Raw genomic sequence first — 14,811 nt, forward strand, 5'->3', positions numbered from 1 at the left:
CATTTGCCGCCGATCGGCGCAGGCGATCAAGAGCCCTCAGCCGCCGGCCGCCTGTTGCGCCACGATGCGCTGCAGGAAGATCGCAGCGACCGTCAGCACGAAACCGGCCCACCACAGCGGCGAGCGCAGGCTCTTGCCGGAGCCCAGCGGCTCGGCTTCGGCGTGGCCGGTCAGGCGCTGATAGATCGGCCAGGCGAAGCAGGCGAAGCCGATGGCGCCGAGGCCGAGCGAGATTTCATTCAGTCCGATCGTCACCGCTCAGCCCCCTCCCCGGCGAGCGCCGGACGATCGCTTTCAGCAGCAATCGCCGGCTCCTTCAACCCCAGCCGCCGCAAGGGATCGCCGATCAGCCCGGAGACCAGCAGCGCCAGAATCCGGTCGATGCCCGGCAGCCGCGCCAAAGGCGGTACCACCCGGTCGCGGATCAGCGGCAGCACTACGCTGTCCGACTGGTAGAACGGCGTGAACATCCGGCTCGCCGCCTGGTAGAGCCGGACATGCCAGAGCCGAAGCTGCGCATAGCGAAGCAGCGCGGCGTCGAGATCGGCGGCATCGCTCAGCGCCACGGCGAGCGCATAGGCGTCGAGCAGGGCCATGTTCGCCCCCTGTCCGAGCTGAGGGCTAGTCGAATGGGCGGCGTCGCCGATGAAAGCGATCCGCCGGCCGTAAGGTCGTGGCAGCGTCTGGTGGCGATAGTTCGCGAAGGTCAGTTGCTCGGGCGCGACGATATGCGCGAGCAATGGCGCGGTCGCCGGCCAGACGCGCTCGACCTCAGCTTTCCAGACCGCCAGCCCGGCGCTGCGCCAGGCGTCGAGCGCATCGGCTCTCAGGCTCCAGAACAGCGCCGCCTGCGGCTCCGGCGCGCCACCCTGGCGGCCGATCGGCAGCACGCCGACCATCACGCTGGCGCGACGATAGCGCTGTTCGAGTGCGTGGCGGTCGAAGCCGGTGCCCCCCAGCGGGACATTGGCCCAGAGCGCGCCATAGCTCAGCGGCACGCGCGTCGCAGGGCGAATGGCGTGGCCGAGCAAGGCCGAGCGCGTGCCGGACGCATCGACGACGAAGTCGAACGGACCGATGCGGCAGCCACTCGCCGCAACCAGCGAGACCTTACCGTCGGCAGCGGGATCGATGTCGCCGATCTCGACTCCGGTTTCGATGGCAATCGGCCGCTTCTGCACGGAAGCGAACAGCGCCTTGAACAGCGCCGCGCGATGGATGCCGACGCCGAAGCGCTCGCGCTTCAGCGCGGCATAGCGCACGTCGAGCACCACCGAGCCTGTGACCGCGTTGAGGCCGAACACCCGGTCGATCCGGCTGCCGGCGGCGATCAGCGGCGCGGCAAGGCCGAGCACCTCGAGGACCGCGAGCCCGCTCGGCTGCAGGATCAGGCCGGAGCCGAGCGGCTGCGGCTCGCCGAAGCGCTCGATCAGCGTGACAGCGTGGCCGGCCCGTTCGAGCAGCAGTGCGGCCGCCAGCCCGGCGGTTCCACACCCGATGATCGCGATCGTTAGGCTGCGACTCATGCCGCAACCAATCTAGCGAGCTACATCGCCTCCGCGCCGCGGCTCATCGCCGCGATGCCGGTGCGCGAGACTTCGGTGAGGCCGACCACCGTCATCAGCTTGATGAAGCGCTCGATCTCCTCGGTCGCGCCGGTGAGCTCGAAGACGAAGGAGGTCAGCGTCGCATCGAGCGTGCGCGCGCCGAAGGAGGCGGCGAGCCGCATCGCCTCGACGCGGTAGTCGCCCTTGCCGACGACCTTGACCAGGCAGAGCTCGCGCTCGATCGCCTCGCCCTGCAAGGTCAGGTCGACGACGCGATGCACCGGCACCAGCCGGTCGAGATGCGCCTTGATCTGGTCGATCACGTTCGCCGTACCGGAGGTGACGACGGTGATGCGCGAGAGGTGCTTCTCGTGCTCGGTCTCGGAGACGGTGAGGCTCTCGATGTTGTAGCCGCGGCCCGAGAACAGGCCAGCGATGCGGGCGAGAACGCCCGGTTCGTTGTCGACGATCACCGCCAGGGTATGGCGGGCGATCGGCTGGGCGGTCGGGGCGCTGGGATAATGCGTCGTGTTCATGTCTGGGCTCGGCTTCGGCTGAGATTTGGACGGAAATCGGTCTGGATCGGCTCATCGACCTCGTCCTCGGATACAATCCAGGGCTCGGCCAAAGCGGCGTCGCGCCAGGTCTTGAAGCCGGCGGTCGCCTGTACTGCCTCGACATAGGCGGCGCTGACCGGATCGAGCGCGATCGAATAGGTGGTGAAGCGGGTTGTCACCGGCGCGAACATCGCATCGGCCGCGCTGAATTCCCCGAACAGAAAGTCGCCACCAGCCCCGAAGCGCTGGCGGGCATCGCGCCAGATCTCGGTGATGCGGGCGATGTCGGCCGCGACCGCCTCGCCGCGATCGCGAGCTGGATGCACCCAGGCGAGGTTCATCGGGCAGGCACCGCGCAAGGCGGTGAAGCTGGAGTGCATCTCGGCCGAGATCGAGCGAGCCAGCGCCCGGGCCGCCTTGTCGCGCGGCCAGATCGGCAGCTCAGGATGGGTCTCGGCGATGTACTCGATGATGGCGAGCGAATCCCAGACGGCAATTGCGCCATCGACCAGCGAGGGCACCTTGCGGGCAGGCGTGTAGTCGGCGACAGCGCGCTTCCAGCCGGGATCGTCCATGGTCGGCCCGAACGGGATCAGCACCTCCTCGAACGGGATGCCGAACTGCTTGAGCACGAGCCAGGGCCGCAGCGACCAGGAAGAATGGGTCTTGTTGGCGATGATCAGCTTCATGGCGCGCTCCGTCCGTCGCGGGGAGCGCGGACGCTAGCGGCGCGGGGGATGGCGATCCCGCGCCTTTTCGTGATCTCACTCATGAGAGCAGGCGATCGGCGGGTCACGCCGCCTGCTCCATCGCCAGGGTGAAGTCGAGCGCCGCCTCGACATGCAGCGCCGTGGTGTCGAAGGCCGGGATATCGAAATCGGCCTGCGAGACCAGGAGCCCGATCTCGGTGCAGCCGAGGATGACGCCATCGGCGCCTTCTTCCCGCACCGCCCGCGCGACGATCTCGCGATAGCGCGCCTTCGAGGCCGGCTCGACCACCCCGCGGCAGAGCTCCTCATAGATGATGCGGTGGACGTCCGTCCGCTCCGCCTCGCCCGGCACCAGCGCCTCGACGCCGAAGGCGCCGAGCCGGTCGCGATAGAAGCGCTGCTCCATGGTGAAGCGCGTCGCCAGCAGCAGCGGCCGGCGGGCCGTGGTCTTGCGGATCGCCTTGGCGGTGACGTCGGCGAGATGCAGGAAGGGCAGGTTCGTCGCCTGGGTGATGTGGTCGGCGAGCTTATGCATGGTGTTGGTGGCGAGAACGATGCAGACCGCCCCGCCCTGCTCGAGCCTCCGCGCGCTCGACGCCATCGCTGCCCCGGCCCGGTCCCAGTCGCCCCTCGCCTGCATCTCGGCGATCGGCGAGAAGTCGACGGAGTGCAGCAGGACATCGGCCGAATGCAGCCCGCCCTGGCGCGCCCGGACGCCCTCGTTCAACAGCCGGTAATAGACCGCCGTCGATTCCCAGCTCATTCCGCCGATCAGGCCGATGGTCGCCATGTGGTCCCCCTAAAGCCGAGGCCGTCATTCCCGGGCGCAGCGAAGCGCAGACCCGAGAATCTCCTGACGAGTTGGCGCTGGTTGGCGCCTTTCCTGCCTGAGATGCTCGGGCCAGGCCCGAGCATGACGTTACTTCATCAAACGAGCTGCTTGCCCTTGGCGTCGATGATCTCGCCGGTGTCGCCTTCGAAGTCCGGCAGGATCATCTCGTTATGCGCCTTGCCCGACGGAATCATCGGGAAGCAGTTCTCTTCCTTCGCCACCAGGCAGTCGAAGATCACCGGGCCGGGCGTCTCGATCATCTCCATGATGGCGCGGTCGAGATCGGCCGGGTCGGAGCAGCGGATGCCGTGCCCGCCATAGGCCTCCGCCAATTTGACGAAGTCCGGCAGCGAGGCCGAGTAGCTCTCCGAATAGCGCCCGCCATGCAGCAGTTCCTGCCACTGGCGCACCATGCCCATGTACTCGTTGTTGAGGATGAAGACCTTGACCGGCAGCCGGTATTGCACCGCCGTCGACATCTCCTGGATGTTCATCAGGATCGAGGCCTCGCCGGCAACGTCGATGACGAGCGCCTTGGGATGCTTCATCTGCACGCCGACAGCCGCCGGCAGGCCGTAGCCCATGGTCCCGAGGCCGCCCGAGGTCATCCAGCGGTTCGGCTCCTGGAAGCGCAGATACTGCGCCGCCCACATCTGGTGCTGGCCGACTTCGGTCGTGATGTAGGTGTCGCGATCCTTGGTCAGCGCATAGAGGCGCTCCAGCGCATATTGCGGCTTGATGATCGTGTCCGAGCGCTTGTAGGCGAGGCTGTTGCGCGCCCGCCAGGCGTCGATCTGCGTCCACCACGCGGTGAGCGCGGTCTTGTCGATCTGCGGGCTCGTCTCGCGCCAGATCCGGACCATGTCCTCGAGCACATGGGCGCAGTCGCCGACGATGCCGATATCGACCTTGACCGTCTTGTTGATCGAGGACGGATCGATGTCGATGTGGATCTTCTTCGAGCCCGGCGAGAAGCCGTCGATACGCCCGGTGATGCGATCGTCGAAGCGCGCGCCGATGTTGATCATGACGTCGCAGTCATGCATGGCGAGGTTCGCCTCGTAGGTGCCGTGCATGCCGAGCATGCCGAGCCACTGCTTGTCGGCAGCCGGGAAGGCGCCGAGCCCCATCAGCGTCGAGGTGACCGGATAACCGGTCAGCCGCGCCAGCTCGCGCAGCAGCGCCGAGGCGTGCGGGCCGGCATTGATGACGCCGCCGCCGGTGTAGAAGATCGGCTTCTTCGCCTTGGCGATCAGCTCGACCGCGGCCTTGATCTTGTTCAGGTCGCCCTTGACCGTGGGACGGTAGGTCTTGTGCTGGTTGTCGCGCGGGCGGCTATAGGCGCCGGTCGCGAACTGGATGTCCTTGGGGATGTCGATGACGACCGGGCCCGGCCGGCCATTGGCCGCGACATAGAAGGCCTCGTGCAGGACGCGCGGCAGGTCGGCGATGCTCTTCACCAGGTAGTTGTGCTTGGTGCAGGAGCGGGTGATGCCGACCGTGTCGCATTCCTGGAAGGCGTCCGAGCCGATCAGATGCGTCGGGACCTGGCCGGTGATGACGACCAGCGGGATCGAATCCAGCAGCGCGTCGGTCAGGCCGGTGACGGCGTTGGTCGCGCCGGGGCCGGAGGTGACGAGGACGCAGCCGACCTTGCCCGGCGCCGAGCGGGCATAGCCCTCGGCGGCATGGACCGCACCCTGCTCGTGGCGGACGAGCACGTGCTTGACCTTGTCCTGCTGGAAGATCGCATCGTAGATCGGCAGCACCGCGCCGCCGGGATAGCCGAAGAGATGCTCCACGCCCTGGTCCTGGAGGGCGCGAACGACCATCTCGGCGCCGGTCATCATCTCGCTCATAACGGTCTCCTGCGGAGGTCTGTCTGTCGGTGTCGGTCGGAAAAAGGCAATAAAAAAGGCCCTCGGAGGGGCCTGGGCGTGCGCTGGCGTCGGGGACGCCCGGTTGTTAAACCGGCCCCTACCAGCGCACCTCTACGATAATAAGCTTGCGCATGTCGCAGCCCTGTCGAAACGAAAGTTGCCGGACGCTAAACGAGCAGCGCCGCATGGTCAAGTAAGGATTCAGCCGGCAATCGAAGCGCCGCTTGCGCAAGCCGCGAGCGCCACGTCCAGCCCGTCCTCCGGCGCGGCCGCTGTCCAGCCCTCCATCTGGTGGCGGAACCAGGTCACCTGGCGCTTGGCATAGGCGCGTGTATCGGCCTTGCCGCGCGCCACCGCTTCCTCCAGCGACAACCGGCCGTCGAGATAGGCGATCAGCCCCGGCACGCCATGGGCGCGCATCACCGGCAGCAGCGGATCGAGCCGGCGCTCGCGCAGGGCCGCGACCTCGTCGAGCGCGCCCTGCTCCATCATCATGTCGAAACGCCGATCGATCCGGGCACGGACCAGCTCCCGCTCCGGCGCAAGGAAGAGCTTCAGCAGCTCCTGCCCCGCCAGCGGCCCCGGCCGCCGCGAACCCTGGAAGCTCGCCAGCGAACGCCCGGTCGCCTCGAACACCTCCAGCGCCCGCATCACCCGCAGGCGATCGCTCGGCCGCAGGCGCGCCGCCATCTCCGGATCCTTGCCGGCAAGCTCGGCATGCAGCTCGCCGGTCTCGCACTGCTCCGCCCGAGCGCGGAACGCGATGCGAACCTCCTCGGGAACGGGCGGAATATCGGAGAGCCCCTCGGTCAGCGCCTTGAAATAGAGCCCGGTACCGCCGACCAGCACCGGCAGGGCTCCCTGCCCCGCCAGCTCCGTGAGCAGCGCCGTGACCTCGGCCGCATAGGCCGCCGCCGAATGATTCACCGCACCGTCTATGTGGCCATAGAGCCGGTGCGGCACCTCGCCCATCTCCTCCGGCGTCGGCCGTGCCGTGATGACCTCGAGATCGCGATAGACCTGCATCGAGTCGGCATTGACCACGACGCCGCCGAAACGGCGGGCGAGTTCGACCGCCAGCGCTGACTTGCCGCTCGCGGTCGGACCTGCGATGAGCACCGCGCTGTATTTCACTTCGCTTCCGGCTCCGTCATGACGCTCGTCGCCACCTTCGTCTCCGCCCATGGTCAGGCCCTGCTCGACGATGGCCTGCTCGCCCGCCTGCGCGCCGCCGCACCCGCTCCGGCGACGGTCGAGCGCCTCGACGGCGAGATCGCGGCCGACCTCTTCGCGGAAGTGGACGATGCGCGCAAGCTCGAAGCGGCGTTGCGCGAGGCCCTCGCTGGCGCCCCGGTCGACATCATCGTCCAGCCGGCAGCCACCCGCCGCAAGCGCCTGTTCCTCGCCGACATGGATTCGACCATGATCGGCCAGGAGTGCATCGACGAGCTCGCGGCCTATGTCGGCCTGAAAGAGAAGGTCTCCGACATCACCGAGCGGGCCATGCGCGGCGAGCTCGAATTCGAGCCGGCGCTGCGCGAGCGCGTCGGCCTCCTTAAGGGCATCGCGCTCGGCGTCGTCGACGAGATCATCGCCCAGAGCATCACGCTGACGCCCGGCGGCAGTGCCCTGGTGCGCACCATGCGCGCCCATGGCGGCTACACCGCGCTGGTCTCGGGTGGCTTCACCGTCTTCACCGGCCCGATCAGCCGGACGATCGGCTTCGACGAGCACCGTTCCAACATCCTGCTCAGCGAGGGCGACCTGCTCTCCGGCGTGGTCGCCGAGCCGATCCTCGGCAAGCAGGCCAAGCTCGATGCGCTGGTCGAACTGCGCGCCCGCTTCGGCCTGCCGGACGAGGCGACGCTCGCCGTCGGCGACGGCGCCAACGATCTCGCCATGCTGGGCGAAGCCGGGCTCGGCGTCGCCTATCGCGCCAAGCCGGCGGTGGCAGCCGCAGCCGATGCCCGCCTCGACCATGCCGACCTCACCGCTTTGCTCTACGCCCAAGGCTATAGCGGCGACGAGATCGTCAGGGATTGAGCCTCAATCGACGATGAACAGCCGCGCCCCGTTCGAGGAGCGCGAGCGATGCGGCTCGGCCTTGTCGGCGACCTGGTAGCTCATCCCGGCCCGCAACCACATGACGCGACCATCGGCCAACGTCGTCTCCAGCTCGCCCTCGAGGCAGAGCAGGATATGCCCCTTCTCGCACCAATGGTCCGAGACATAGCCGGGCGAGTACTCGACCATGCGCACCCGGATCGGGTTGTCCGCCGGCCCGAAGCGGCGCGTGCGCCAGGTCGCCTGCCCCTGTTCTCCCGCGAAGTATTCAGGCTCGACGGTCGACCAGTCGGTCGTGCCGAAGGGGATGTCGCTCATGCGCATGGACGGCCTTTCTGGAAGCGTGCCCCGCGACCCTGCCGGACCTGCCCTCGCCCGGCCAATGCAAAATGCTGATCGCTGCCATCGCCCAATAAAAAAGGCGGCCCGCAGGCCGCCTTTCCTTGATCCATGCTCAAGAAGGTCAGCTCATCGTCACCGCGACGAAGCGGACCTCGCCCTGGGCGTTCGAGACCAGCAGCAGGGCCGACTTCTTGCCCTCCTTCTTGAGGGCGTCGAGCCGCTTGGTGACGTCCTCCGGCGAGTTCACCGGCTCCTGGCCGACCTCGACCACCAGCTCACCGACGAGGATGCGCTTGTCGGCGGCGTTGGAGTTGGCGTCGACCTTGGTGATGACGACGCCCTTGAGCCCGTCCTTGATCGAGTAGCGCTTGCGCAGATCGTCGTTCTGGGCCGAGAACTCCAAGCCGAGCGCCGAGGCGGTCACCGGCTTGGCGGCCTCGCCCGCGGGCTTGTTGGCCGAGGCCTGCTGGACCTTCTCGCCATCCTCGAGCCGGGCGAGCTTGACCGACTTGGTCAGCTCCTTGCCCTTGCGCATCACCTGGATCGGCACGTCCTTGCCGACAGCGGTGCCGGCAACGATGCGCGGCAGCTCGCGCGAATCCTTCACGTCCTTGCCGTCGAACTTGACGATCACGTCGCCGACTTCGAGGCCGGCCGGCTTGGCTGGGCCCTTCTCGTCGATCCCGGCGATCAGCGCGCCGCGGGCGGTGCCGAGTCCGAGCGCCTCGGCGGCCGCGTCATCGACATTCTGGATGCGCACGCCGAGCCAGCCGCGGCGGGTCTCGCCGAACTCCTTGAGCTGGTCGACGACATTGGTCGCCAGCGAGGACGGAACGGCGAAGCCGATGCCGACCGAGCCGCCGGTCGGCGACAGGATCGCGGTGTTGATGCCGATCACCTCGCCGGCCATGTTGAACAGCGGGCCACCCGAGTTGCCCTTGTTGATGGCCGCGTCGGTCTGGATGTAGGTGTCGTAGGGCCCCTGGTTGATGTCGCGGTTGCGGGCCGAGACGATGCCCGACGAGACCGAGCCGCCGAGGCCGAACGGGTTGCCGATCGCCATCACGGGATCGCCGATCCGCATCTTGTCGGAATCGCCGAACTTGACGAAGGGCAGCGGCTTGTCGTGCTTCACGCGCAGCAGCGCGAGGTCGACCTTGGTGTCCTTGCCGACGACCTCGGCCTTGAGGCGCAGGCCGTCACTGAACACCACGGTGATCTCGTTGGCGTCACCGATGACGTGGTTGTTGGTCACGACGAGGCCGGACGCGTCGACGACGAAGCCTGAGCCCGCCGATTGCGAGCGGCGCTGCTGCGGCGGCTGGTTCTGGTTCTGGCCCTGCTCGCCGCCGCGGCCGCGGCGGTTGAAGAATTCCTCGAACAGGTCGCCGAACGGGGTGTCGGGGCCGAGCTGCGGCAGCTGCGGCAGGTTGCGGCCGCGCGTCTCGCTGGTCGTCACCGCCGCGATGTTGACCACAGCCGGCATCACCCGCTCGGCGAGGTCGGCCAAGGAGATCGTGGTGCCATGGGCCTGCGGCGCGGCCTGGACGTTGCCGGGCGCCGGCGTCGACTGAGCGAAGGCGGGCACCGTCGCGAATGCCATGCCGGCAACCGTCGCGATGCGCGCCAGGCGGTAGGCATGGGAATGAGTGAGTGCCATCGATGTCCTCATGATCATGATGATGTCGCGTCAAGGATCGCCTTGACGGCATTGCAGCGCAGCCGGAATCCGAACGCAACTTAAGAACGCCAAAATACGGCGGAAGGGCGACGCAAGATCGCGTCATAATGCCGTGATCGCCGGAAAATGGCCCGGAGCCCGGGCAGAACCCGAGCGGCTTCCGTTTGAGGCTCTCAGAGCCCGTTCCGCCCGTCTCGCAGCGCGAGCCGGGCGGATCCGGTTGCCGTCAGCTGCGCGCCAGCCAGACCATGCCCACGCCGACGATCGCCGAGACGATGCCGATCAGGCGCATGCGATCCGCCGGAGTCTCGGAGGCGCTACGCAGCGCCTCCTTGGCGATCTCCGGTATCGACGCGAAAAGCAGTCCCTCGATGGCGAAGACCAGGCCGAGCGCCGCGAGGAAATCTGTCATGCGCAGCGCTCGGTCATGGGATCGATCAGGGCTTCGGGGCCGCCGGCGTCGCCGGGGCTGCATCTGTTGCCGCTCCGGCGCGCTTGCCGGACGGGTCGTTGAAGAAGCGGAAGAACGGCGAGTCCGGCGTCAGCAGCATGCGCGTATCGCCGGCCTTCAGGCTCGCTTCGTAAGCCTGCATCGAGCGGTAGAAGGCGAAGAACTCCGGATCCTTGCCGAAGCCCTCGGCGAAGATGCGGTTGCGCTCGCCCTCGCCCTGGCCGCGGATCTCGTCGGATTTCCGCTGCGCCTCGGCGACGATGATGATCGCGTCGCGCTCGGCGCGCGCCCGAATCTCCTGCGACTGCTGGCCGCCGAGAGCGCGCGCTTCCGCCGCCTCGCGCTGGCGTTCGGTCTGCATGCGCTGGAACACCGCCTGCGAGTTGGCCGCCGGCAGGTCGACACGGCGCAGCCGGACGTCGACCACGGTCATGCCGAACCGGCCTGCCTCGCGGTTCACGTCGTCGCGGATGCGGTTCATCAGCCGCGAGCGGTCGTTGCGCACCATCGAGGTGAACGTCGCCTCGGCCAGGACCGAGCGGACGTTACCGTTGACGATCGAGGCGAGCTGCGAATTGGCGCGCGGGATGTTGTTGACCGCCTGGTAGAAGCGCAGCGGATCGGAGATCCGGTAGCGCGTGAAGGCGTCGACCACGAGCCTCTTCTGGTCCGAGGCGATGATTTCCTGCGACGGCAGGTCGAGATCGAGGATGCGGTTGTCGAGAAAGGTGACCTGCTCGAACGGCGCCGGCAGCTTGAAATAGAGCCCCGGCTGGGTGACGACGCTGCGCACCGCGCCGAAGCGCAGCACGATCGCCGACTGGGTCTGCTGGACGACGAAGGTCGCGGCGTAGAAAACGACCGCGACGATGGCGACGATCGCCAGCACGGCAACGCGGAAGAAGCCGTTCATCGCGTCGTCCCCTGCTGAGCCTGGCCCTGGGTCTGGCCGTTCGGCCGGCGCTGCTGATGCTGGCCGAGTTCCCCGAGCGGCAGATAGGGCACGACGCCGTTGCCGGAGCCGTTCTGGTCGAGAATCACCTTGTCCATGCCGCCGAAGACGCGCTCCATGGTTTCGAGGAAGAGACGCTCGCGCGTGACGGCGGGCGCATTCTTGTATTGCTCATAGACCGAGTTGAAGCGGCTGATCTGGCCGAGTGCCTCGGCGACCGTCTGGTCCTTGAAGGCTTCGGCAGACTGCAGCAGCTGCGCGGCGCGGCCACGCGACTCCGGCACGACCTGGTTGGCATAGGTCTCGGCCTGGTTGCGCAGGCGCTCCTGGTCGGCGCGCGCCGCCTGGACGTCGCGGAAGGCGTCGATGACCTGCTGCGGCGGGTCGACCTTCTGCAGCTGCACCAACCGGATCTGCACGCCGGCCCGGTAGGTGTTCAGCGTGTCCTGCATCAGCTGACGCACTTCGGTCTCGATCGCGGCGCGGTCGGTGGTCAGCACCGGCTGGATGTTGCGCCGGCCGATGACCTCGCGCATCGCGCTCTCGGCCACGGCCTTCACCGTGCCCGGCGGATCCTGGATGTTGAAGACGAAAGCCTCGGGCGCGCCCGGATCGATCTGCCACTGCACGATCACGTCGATGTCGACGATGTTCTCGTCGCCGGTGAGCATCAGGCTTTCTTCGGGGATGTCGGTCTGGCGCGAGGTCCGCGCCGATTCGACCGTGCGGAAGCCGACCTCGGTGGTGATGACGTTGGTCACCTGCGGCTTGATCACGCTGCCGATCGGATAAGGCAGGTTGTAGTTCAGGCCCTGCCCGGTCTTGCCGACATATTTGCCGAAGATCAGGTTGAGGCCGACCTCGTTGGGTCGCACCGTGTAGACGCCGGTGGCGAGCCAGAGCAGCACCAGGCCAAGACCGACGAGCAGGAGCCCGCGGCCGCCGAGATTGCCGCCCGGCATGAAGTTCTTGAGCCGGTCCTGGCCGCGCCGGATGATCTCCTCGAGATCGGGAGGGGTGTTGCCGCCGGAAGGACCGCCGCCGCCCCAGGGACCGCCGCCGTTGCCGCCGCCGCCACGCTGGCCCCAAGGACCACCGCCACCGCCGCCGCCACTGCCGCCGCTTCCACCGCTCTGGTTACTCCAAGGCATGCCTCAGCCGTTCCTCACTCTTTGCTTCGACCGTGCATAGCTGAACGGTTGAACGCTGTCAGCGCCATCAGGCGCAATGGGCGTTGAATTGGGCATCGGCCATGGATTCGTCAACGACGCAAGCGCCTTTGGTCGTAGACCCTTCGTCGCAGTCTCCTCACCTGAGCGCTCAGGAGGCCCGTTCCAACGTCGTGAAGGCGAAGGAGAACTCGTCTTCCGGGCCTGCGGGATGCTCGCTGCGGGCGCTCTCGCGGAAGGCTTCGCGATCGAAAGCCGGGAAGAGCGCATCGCCCTCGGGGCTGGCATGGACGAAGGTCAGCTCCAGCCGGTCCGCAAAGGGCAGTGCCTGCGCATAGACCTCGCCGCCGCCGGCGACGATGACGGCGCGCGCGCCCATCGCCTGCCCGAGCCGTTGCCCCGTCTCCAGCGCCTGGTCGAGCGTCGGCACGACGTAGACGCCGTCAGGCTGGAAATTTGGATCGCGCGACAGGACGACGGTCTGCCGTCCGGGCAAGGGCTTGCCGATCGACAGGAAGGTCTTGCGCCCCATGATGATCGGGCAGCCCATGGTGAGCTCGCGAAAGCGGCGCAGATCGGTCCGCAGTCGCCAGATCAGCTGGTTGTCGCGGCCGATCACGCCATTGTCGGCGATTGCCGCGACCAGGACGACGGGGAGCTTGGCCACCGGCTCAACCTCCGCCGGCGAGCTTGCGCAGGGCCTCGCCGTCCACGCGCTTCACCGTCCATTCGCTCTGCGCCACCGCGCCGATCGAGCGGTAGAACACCCGCGAGGGCTCGTTCCAGTTCAGCACCCACCAGGCGAAGCGCGACAGCCCTTCATCCACGCAGCGCTTGGCGAGGCGCACCATCAGCGCCTTGCCGATGCCGCGGCCGCGCTGGTCGGGCCGGACATAGAGGTCCTCCAGCCAGATGCCGTGCCGGCCGGTGAAGGTCGAATAGGTGTAGAACCAGATCGCGAAGCCGGCCGGCTTCCCGTCCCATTCGGCAATGTCGCAGAACACCTTGGGCTCGGGCCCGAACAGGGCCGCCGCCATGTCGGCCTCGCTGGCCTCGACCTCGTGCAGCAGCTTCTCGTATTCGGCGAGTTCTCGCACGAAGGAGAGCACCAGCCCGGCCTCGTCGGGCCGGGCGGGACGGATCGTCAGCGTCATACCGCGATCGGCGCCTTGATCGCCGGATGCGGGTCGTAGCCCTCGATCACGACGTCCTCGAAGCGGAAATCCTCGAGCTTGCGCACCGCCTGGTTGAGCCTGAGCGTCGGCAGCGCCCGCGGGGTGCGCGACAGCTGCTCGCGGGCCTGGTCGAGATGGTTGAGATAGAGATGCGTGTCGCCGAAGGAATGGACAAAGTCGCCGACGGCAAGGCCAGTGACCTGCGCGACCATATGGGTCAGCAGCGCGTAGCTCGCGACGTTGAAGGGCACGCCGAGGAAGACGTCGGCCGAGCGCTGGTAGAGCTGGCAGGACAGTCGCCCGTCGACGACGAAGAACTGGAACAGGCAATGGCACGGCGCCAGCGCCATCTTCGGGATGTCGGCCGGATTCCAGGCCGAGACGATGAGCCGGCGCGAATCGGGATTGCGTTTGATCTCGTCGACCAGCCAGGCGATCTGGTCGATCGTACTGCCGTCCGGAGCCGGCCAGGAGCGCCATTGCCGGCCATAGACCGGGCCGAGATCGCCATTCGCATCGGCCCACTCGTCCCAGATGGTGACGCCGTTCTCCTGGAGATAGCGGACATTGGTGTCGCCGCGCAGGAACCAGATCAGCTCGTGGATGATCGATTTCAGATGCAGCTTCTTGGTCGTGACCAGCGGAAAGCCCTCCGACAGGTCGAAGCGCATCTGGTGGCCGAACAAAGCCAGCGTGCCGGTGCCGGTCCGGTCGTCCTTGCGGACGCCTTCGTCGAGGACGCGCTGCAGAAGGGCGTGATACTGGTGCATTGAACCCGAATTCGAATCTGAAAAGCCCGCGACATTAGCGCCATCCGCGCCGGCGCGCTCCCCGCCCGCCGCAGCTCTCAACCGCTTTTCACGCAGCCCTCGTGGCCAAGTCACGGCATCGAAATAAATCGTGATCGCTCCGGATATTGCAATGCCGAAGCGCCGCCCCAATGTGAATGGCTGATGAACAGAAGGGGCGCTTCGGGCCTGCGCTTGGGGTATCGGACGAAGGTGGCTTCCGGTTTCCGGAACGATCCGATGCTCCATCAAACGCCCGGTTGATGTGGACCGTATCATGACCAGACTATCCATGCTGGCTGCACTGCTTCTGGCAGTGAGCCTTGCGGGGCATGCTTCGGCGTCGGCCTCGGCCGAGGCTAAGCCTCAAAACCCGGCGACCGCCACCGCGCCGAAGATCACGGAGTCCCAGGCGCGCTCGATCGCCTTCCGCCACGGCCTCGTCCATATCGAGGAGATCGCCCTCTCCGACTGGCGCTGGGAGATCGCCGGGCGCGCCCAGGGCGGTGTCGAGGTGACGCTCGATCTCAATGCCTATGACGGCACCGTGGTCGGCGGCGCGGCAGCGCCCTGATTGCATTTTCGTTGAAGACACCACGAAGCCGCGGGATTTTCCCGCGGCTTTTTCATGCTTGCGCAGAAATTAGCCGGGACGGCCTCCTG

General features: G+C 67.3%; 17 protein-coding genes. 2 read left to right on the forward strand and 15 right to left on the reverse strand.

Translation table 11 applies throughout. The features are described from left to right. Positions 1-36: 36 nt before the first annotated feature. From AC3WLC_RS25470 to miaA, 7 genes are all read right to left on the reverse strand, one after another. Positions 37-255, reverse strand: a complete 219-nt coding sequence (locus AC3WLC_RS25470; RefSeq protein WP_493686707.1) for a hypothetical protein — start codon at positions 253-255, stop codon at positions 37-39. Continuing rightward, complete coding sequence (locus AC3WLC_RS25475; protein WP_493686708.1) at positions 252-1,526, reverse strand: FAD-dependent oxidoreductase; 1,275 nt, start codon at positions 1,524-1,526, stop codon at positions 252-254. The genes AC3WLC_RS25470 and AC3WLC_RS25475 overlap by 4 nt, the downstream gene beginning before the upstream one ends. Before the next feature lie 20 nt (positions 1,527-1,546). Further along, on the reverse strand, positions 1,547-2,083 hold the full coding sequence (gene ilvN, locus AC3WLC_RS25480) for an acetolactate synthase small subunit (RefSeq protein WP_110489027.1): 537 nt from the start codon (positions 2,081-2,083) through the stop codon (positions 1,547-1,549). Next, entirely contained in the window at positions 2,080-2,793 is a 714-nt protein-coding gene (locus AC3WLC_RS25485; protein ID WP_493686709.1) for a glutathione S-transferase family protein, read from the reverse strand. Before AC3WLC_RS25485 ends, ilvN begins: the two co-directional genes overlap by 4 nt. Before the next feature lie 103 nt (positions 2,794-2,896). Beyond that, positions 2,897-3,604: an aspartate/glutamate racemase family protein gene (locus AC3WLC_RS25490; RefSeq protein ID WP_493686710.1), complete on the reverse strand. Its 708-nt coding sequence runs from the start codon at positions 3,602-3,604 to the stop codon at positions 2,897-2,899. 137 nt (positions 3,605-3,741) lie between these two features. Beyond that, positions 3,742-5,505, reverse strand: a complete 1,764-nt coding sequence (locus tag AC3WLC_RS25495; RefSeq protein ID WP_493686711.1) for an acetolactate synthase 3 large subunit — start codon at positions 5,503-5,505, stop codon at positions 3,742-3,744. A 222-nt stretch (positions 5,506-5,727) separates the two neighbouring features. Further along, the gene (gene miaA / locus AC3WLC_RS25500) at positions 5,728-6,711 is read right to left on the reverse strand and encodes a tRNA (adenosine(37)-N6)-dimethylallyltransferase MiaA (RefSeq protein WP_493686712.1); all 984 of its coding nucleotides are present in this window, start codon (positions 6,709-6,711) and stop codon (positions 5,728-5,730) included. Between miaA and serB the strand changes: the two genes are divergently transcribed. After that, complete coding sequence (serB, locus tag AC3WLC_RS25505) at positions 6,679-7,569, forward strand: phosphoserine phosphatase SerB (RefSeq protein WP_493686713.1); 891 nt, start codon at positions 6,679-6,681, stop codon at positions 7,567-7,569. The genes miaA and serB overlap by 33 nt on opposite strands. A 3-nt stretch (positions 7,570-7,572) precedes the next feature. Here serB and AC3WLC_RS25510 read toward each other — a convergent pair whose 3' ends face one another. The 8 genes from AC3WLC_RS25510 to AC3WLC_RS25545 all read right to left on the reverse strand — a co-directional run bounded on the left by AC3WLC_RS25510 (position 7,573) and on the right by AC3WLC_RS25545 (position 14,130). After that, the gene (locus tag AC3WLC_RS25510; RefSeq protein WP_493686714.1) at positions 7,573-7,914 is read right to left on the reverse strand and encodes a DHCW motif cupin fold protein; all 342 of its coding nucleotides are present in this window, start codon (positions 7,912-7,914) and stop codon (positions 7,573-7,575) included. Positions 7,915-8,053: 139 nt separating this feature from the next. Further along, entirely contained in the window at positions 8,054-9,592 is a 1,539-nt protein-coding gene (locus AC3WLC_RS25515; RefSeq protein WP_493686715.1) for a DegQ family serine endoprotease, read from the reverse strand. Positions 9,593-9,839: 247 nt separating this feature from the next. Beyond that, a complete protein-coding gene (locus AC3WLC_RS25520; protein ID WP_346363073.1) occupies positions 9,840-10,025 on the reverse strand; it encodes a DUF2065 domain-containing protein in 186 nt (61 codons plus the stop codon). 25 nt (positions 10,026-10,050) lie between these two features. Further along, positions 10,051-10,977, reverse strand: coding sequence for a protease modulator HflC (hflC, locus tag AC3WLC_RS25525; protein WP_493686716.1), 927 nt, complete (start codon positions 10,975-10,977; stop codon positions 10,051-10,053). After that, entirely contained in the window at positions 10,974-12,167 is a 1,194-nt protein-coding gene (gene hflK / locus AC3WLC_RS25530; protein ID WP_493686717.1) for an FtsH protease activity modulator HflK, read from the reverse strand. Before hflK ends, hflC begins: the two co-directional genes overlap by 4 nt. Positions 12,168-12,336: 169 nt before the next feature. Next, on the reverse strand, positions 12,337-12,852 hold the full coding sequence (locus tag AC3WLC_RS25535) for a dihydrofolate reductase (protein ID WP_493686718.1): 516 nt from the start codon (positions 12,850-12,852) through the stop codon (positions 12,337-12,339). 4 nt (positions 12,853-12,856) lie between these two features. Further along, positions 12,857-13,339 (reverse strand): GNAT family N-acetyltransferase, encoded by a 483-nt coding sequence (locus tag AC3WLC_RS25540; protein ID WP_493686719.1) that lies wholly within the window; start codon positions 13,337-13,339, stop codon positions 12,857-12,859. Continuing rightward, a complete protein-coding gene (locus tag AC3WLC_RS25545) occupies positions 13,336-14,130 on the reverse strand; it encodes a thymidylate synthase (protein ID WP_493686720.1) in 795 nt (264 codons plus the stop codon). Before AC3WLC_RS25545 ends, AC3WLC_RS25540 begins: the two co-directional genes overlap by 4 nt. A 295-nt stretch (positions 14,131-14,425) precedes the next feature. Here AC3WLC_RS25545 and AC3WLC_RS25550 point away from each other — a divergent pair, with 295 nt between their 5' ends. Continuing rightward, a complete protein-coding gene (locus AC3WLC_RS25550) occupies positions 14,426-14,722 on the forward strand; it encodes a PepSY domain-containing protein (RefSeq protein ID WP_493686721.1) in 297 nt (98 codons plus the stop codon). The last annotated feature ends 89 nt before the right edge of the window (positions 14,723-14,811 follow it).

It is taken from the genome of Allobosea sp. GW821-FHT03A12 (assembly GCF_058986765.1).

Bases quoted from the DNA above. Each gene is read 5' to 3' on its own strand.
- AC3WLC_RS25475 (WP_493686708.1), bottom strand. From the start codon at position 1,526: ATGAGTCGCAGCCTAACGATCGCGATCATCGGGTGTGGAACCGCCGGG.
- ilvN (WP_110489027.1), bottom strand. From the start codon at position 2,083: ATGAACACGACGCATTATCCCAGCGCCCCGACCGCCCAGCCGATCGCC.
- AC3WLC_RS25485 (WP_493686709.1), bottom strand. From the start codon at position 2,793: ATGAAGCTGATCATCGCCAACAAGACCCATTCTTCCTGGTCGCTGCGG.
- AC3WLC_RS25490 (WP_493686710.1), bottom strand. From the start codon at position 3,604: ATGGCGACCATCGGCCTGATCGGCGGAATGAGCTGGGAATCGACGGCG.
- AC3WLC_RS25495 (WP_493686711.1), bottom strand. From the start codon at position 5,505: ATGAGCGAGATGATGACCGGCGCCGAGATGGTCGTTCGCGCCCTCCAG.
- serB (WP_493686713.1), top strand. From the start codon at position 6,679: ATGACGCTCGTCGCCACCTTCGTCTCCGCCCATGGTCAGGCCCTGCTC.
- miaA (WP_493686712.1), bottom strand. From the start codon at position 6,711: ATGGGCGGAGACGAAGGTGGCGACGAGCGTCATGACGGAGCCGGAAGC.
- AC3WLC_RS25510 (WP_493686714.1), bottom strand. From the start codon at position 7,914: ATGCGCATGAGCGACATCCCCTTCGGCACGACCGACTGGTCGACCGTC.
- AC3WLC_RS25515 (WP_493686715.1), bottom strand. From the start codon at position 9,592: ATGGCACTCACTCATTCCCATGCCTACCGCCTGGCGCGCATCGCGACG.
- AC3WLC_RS25520 (WP_346363073.1), bottom strand. From the start codon at position 10,025: ATGACAGATTTCCTCGCGGCGCTCGGCCTGGTCTTCGCCATCGAGGGA.
- hflC (WP_493686716.1), bottom strand. From the start codon at position 10,977: ATGAACGGCTTCTTCCGCGTTGCCGTGCTGGCGATCGTCGCCATCGTC.
- hflK (WP_493686717.1), bottom strand. From the start codon at position 12,167: ATGCCTTGGAGTAACCAGAGCGGTGGAAGCGGCGGCAGTGGCGGCGGC.
- AC3WLC_RS25540 (WP_493686719.1), bottom strand. From the start codon at position 13,339: ATGACGCTGACGATCCGTCCCGCCCGGCCCGACGAGGCCGGGCTGGTG.
- AC3WLC_RS25545 (WP_493686720.1), bottom strand. From the start codon at position 14,130: ATGCACCAGTATCACGCCCTTCTGCAGCGCGTCCTCGACGAAGGCGTC.
- AC3WLC_RS25550 (WP_493686721.1), top strand. From the start codon at position 14,426: ATGACCAGACTATCCATGCTGGCTGCACTGCTTCTGGCAGTGAGCCTT.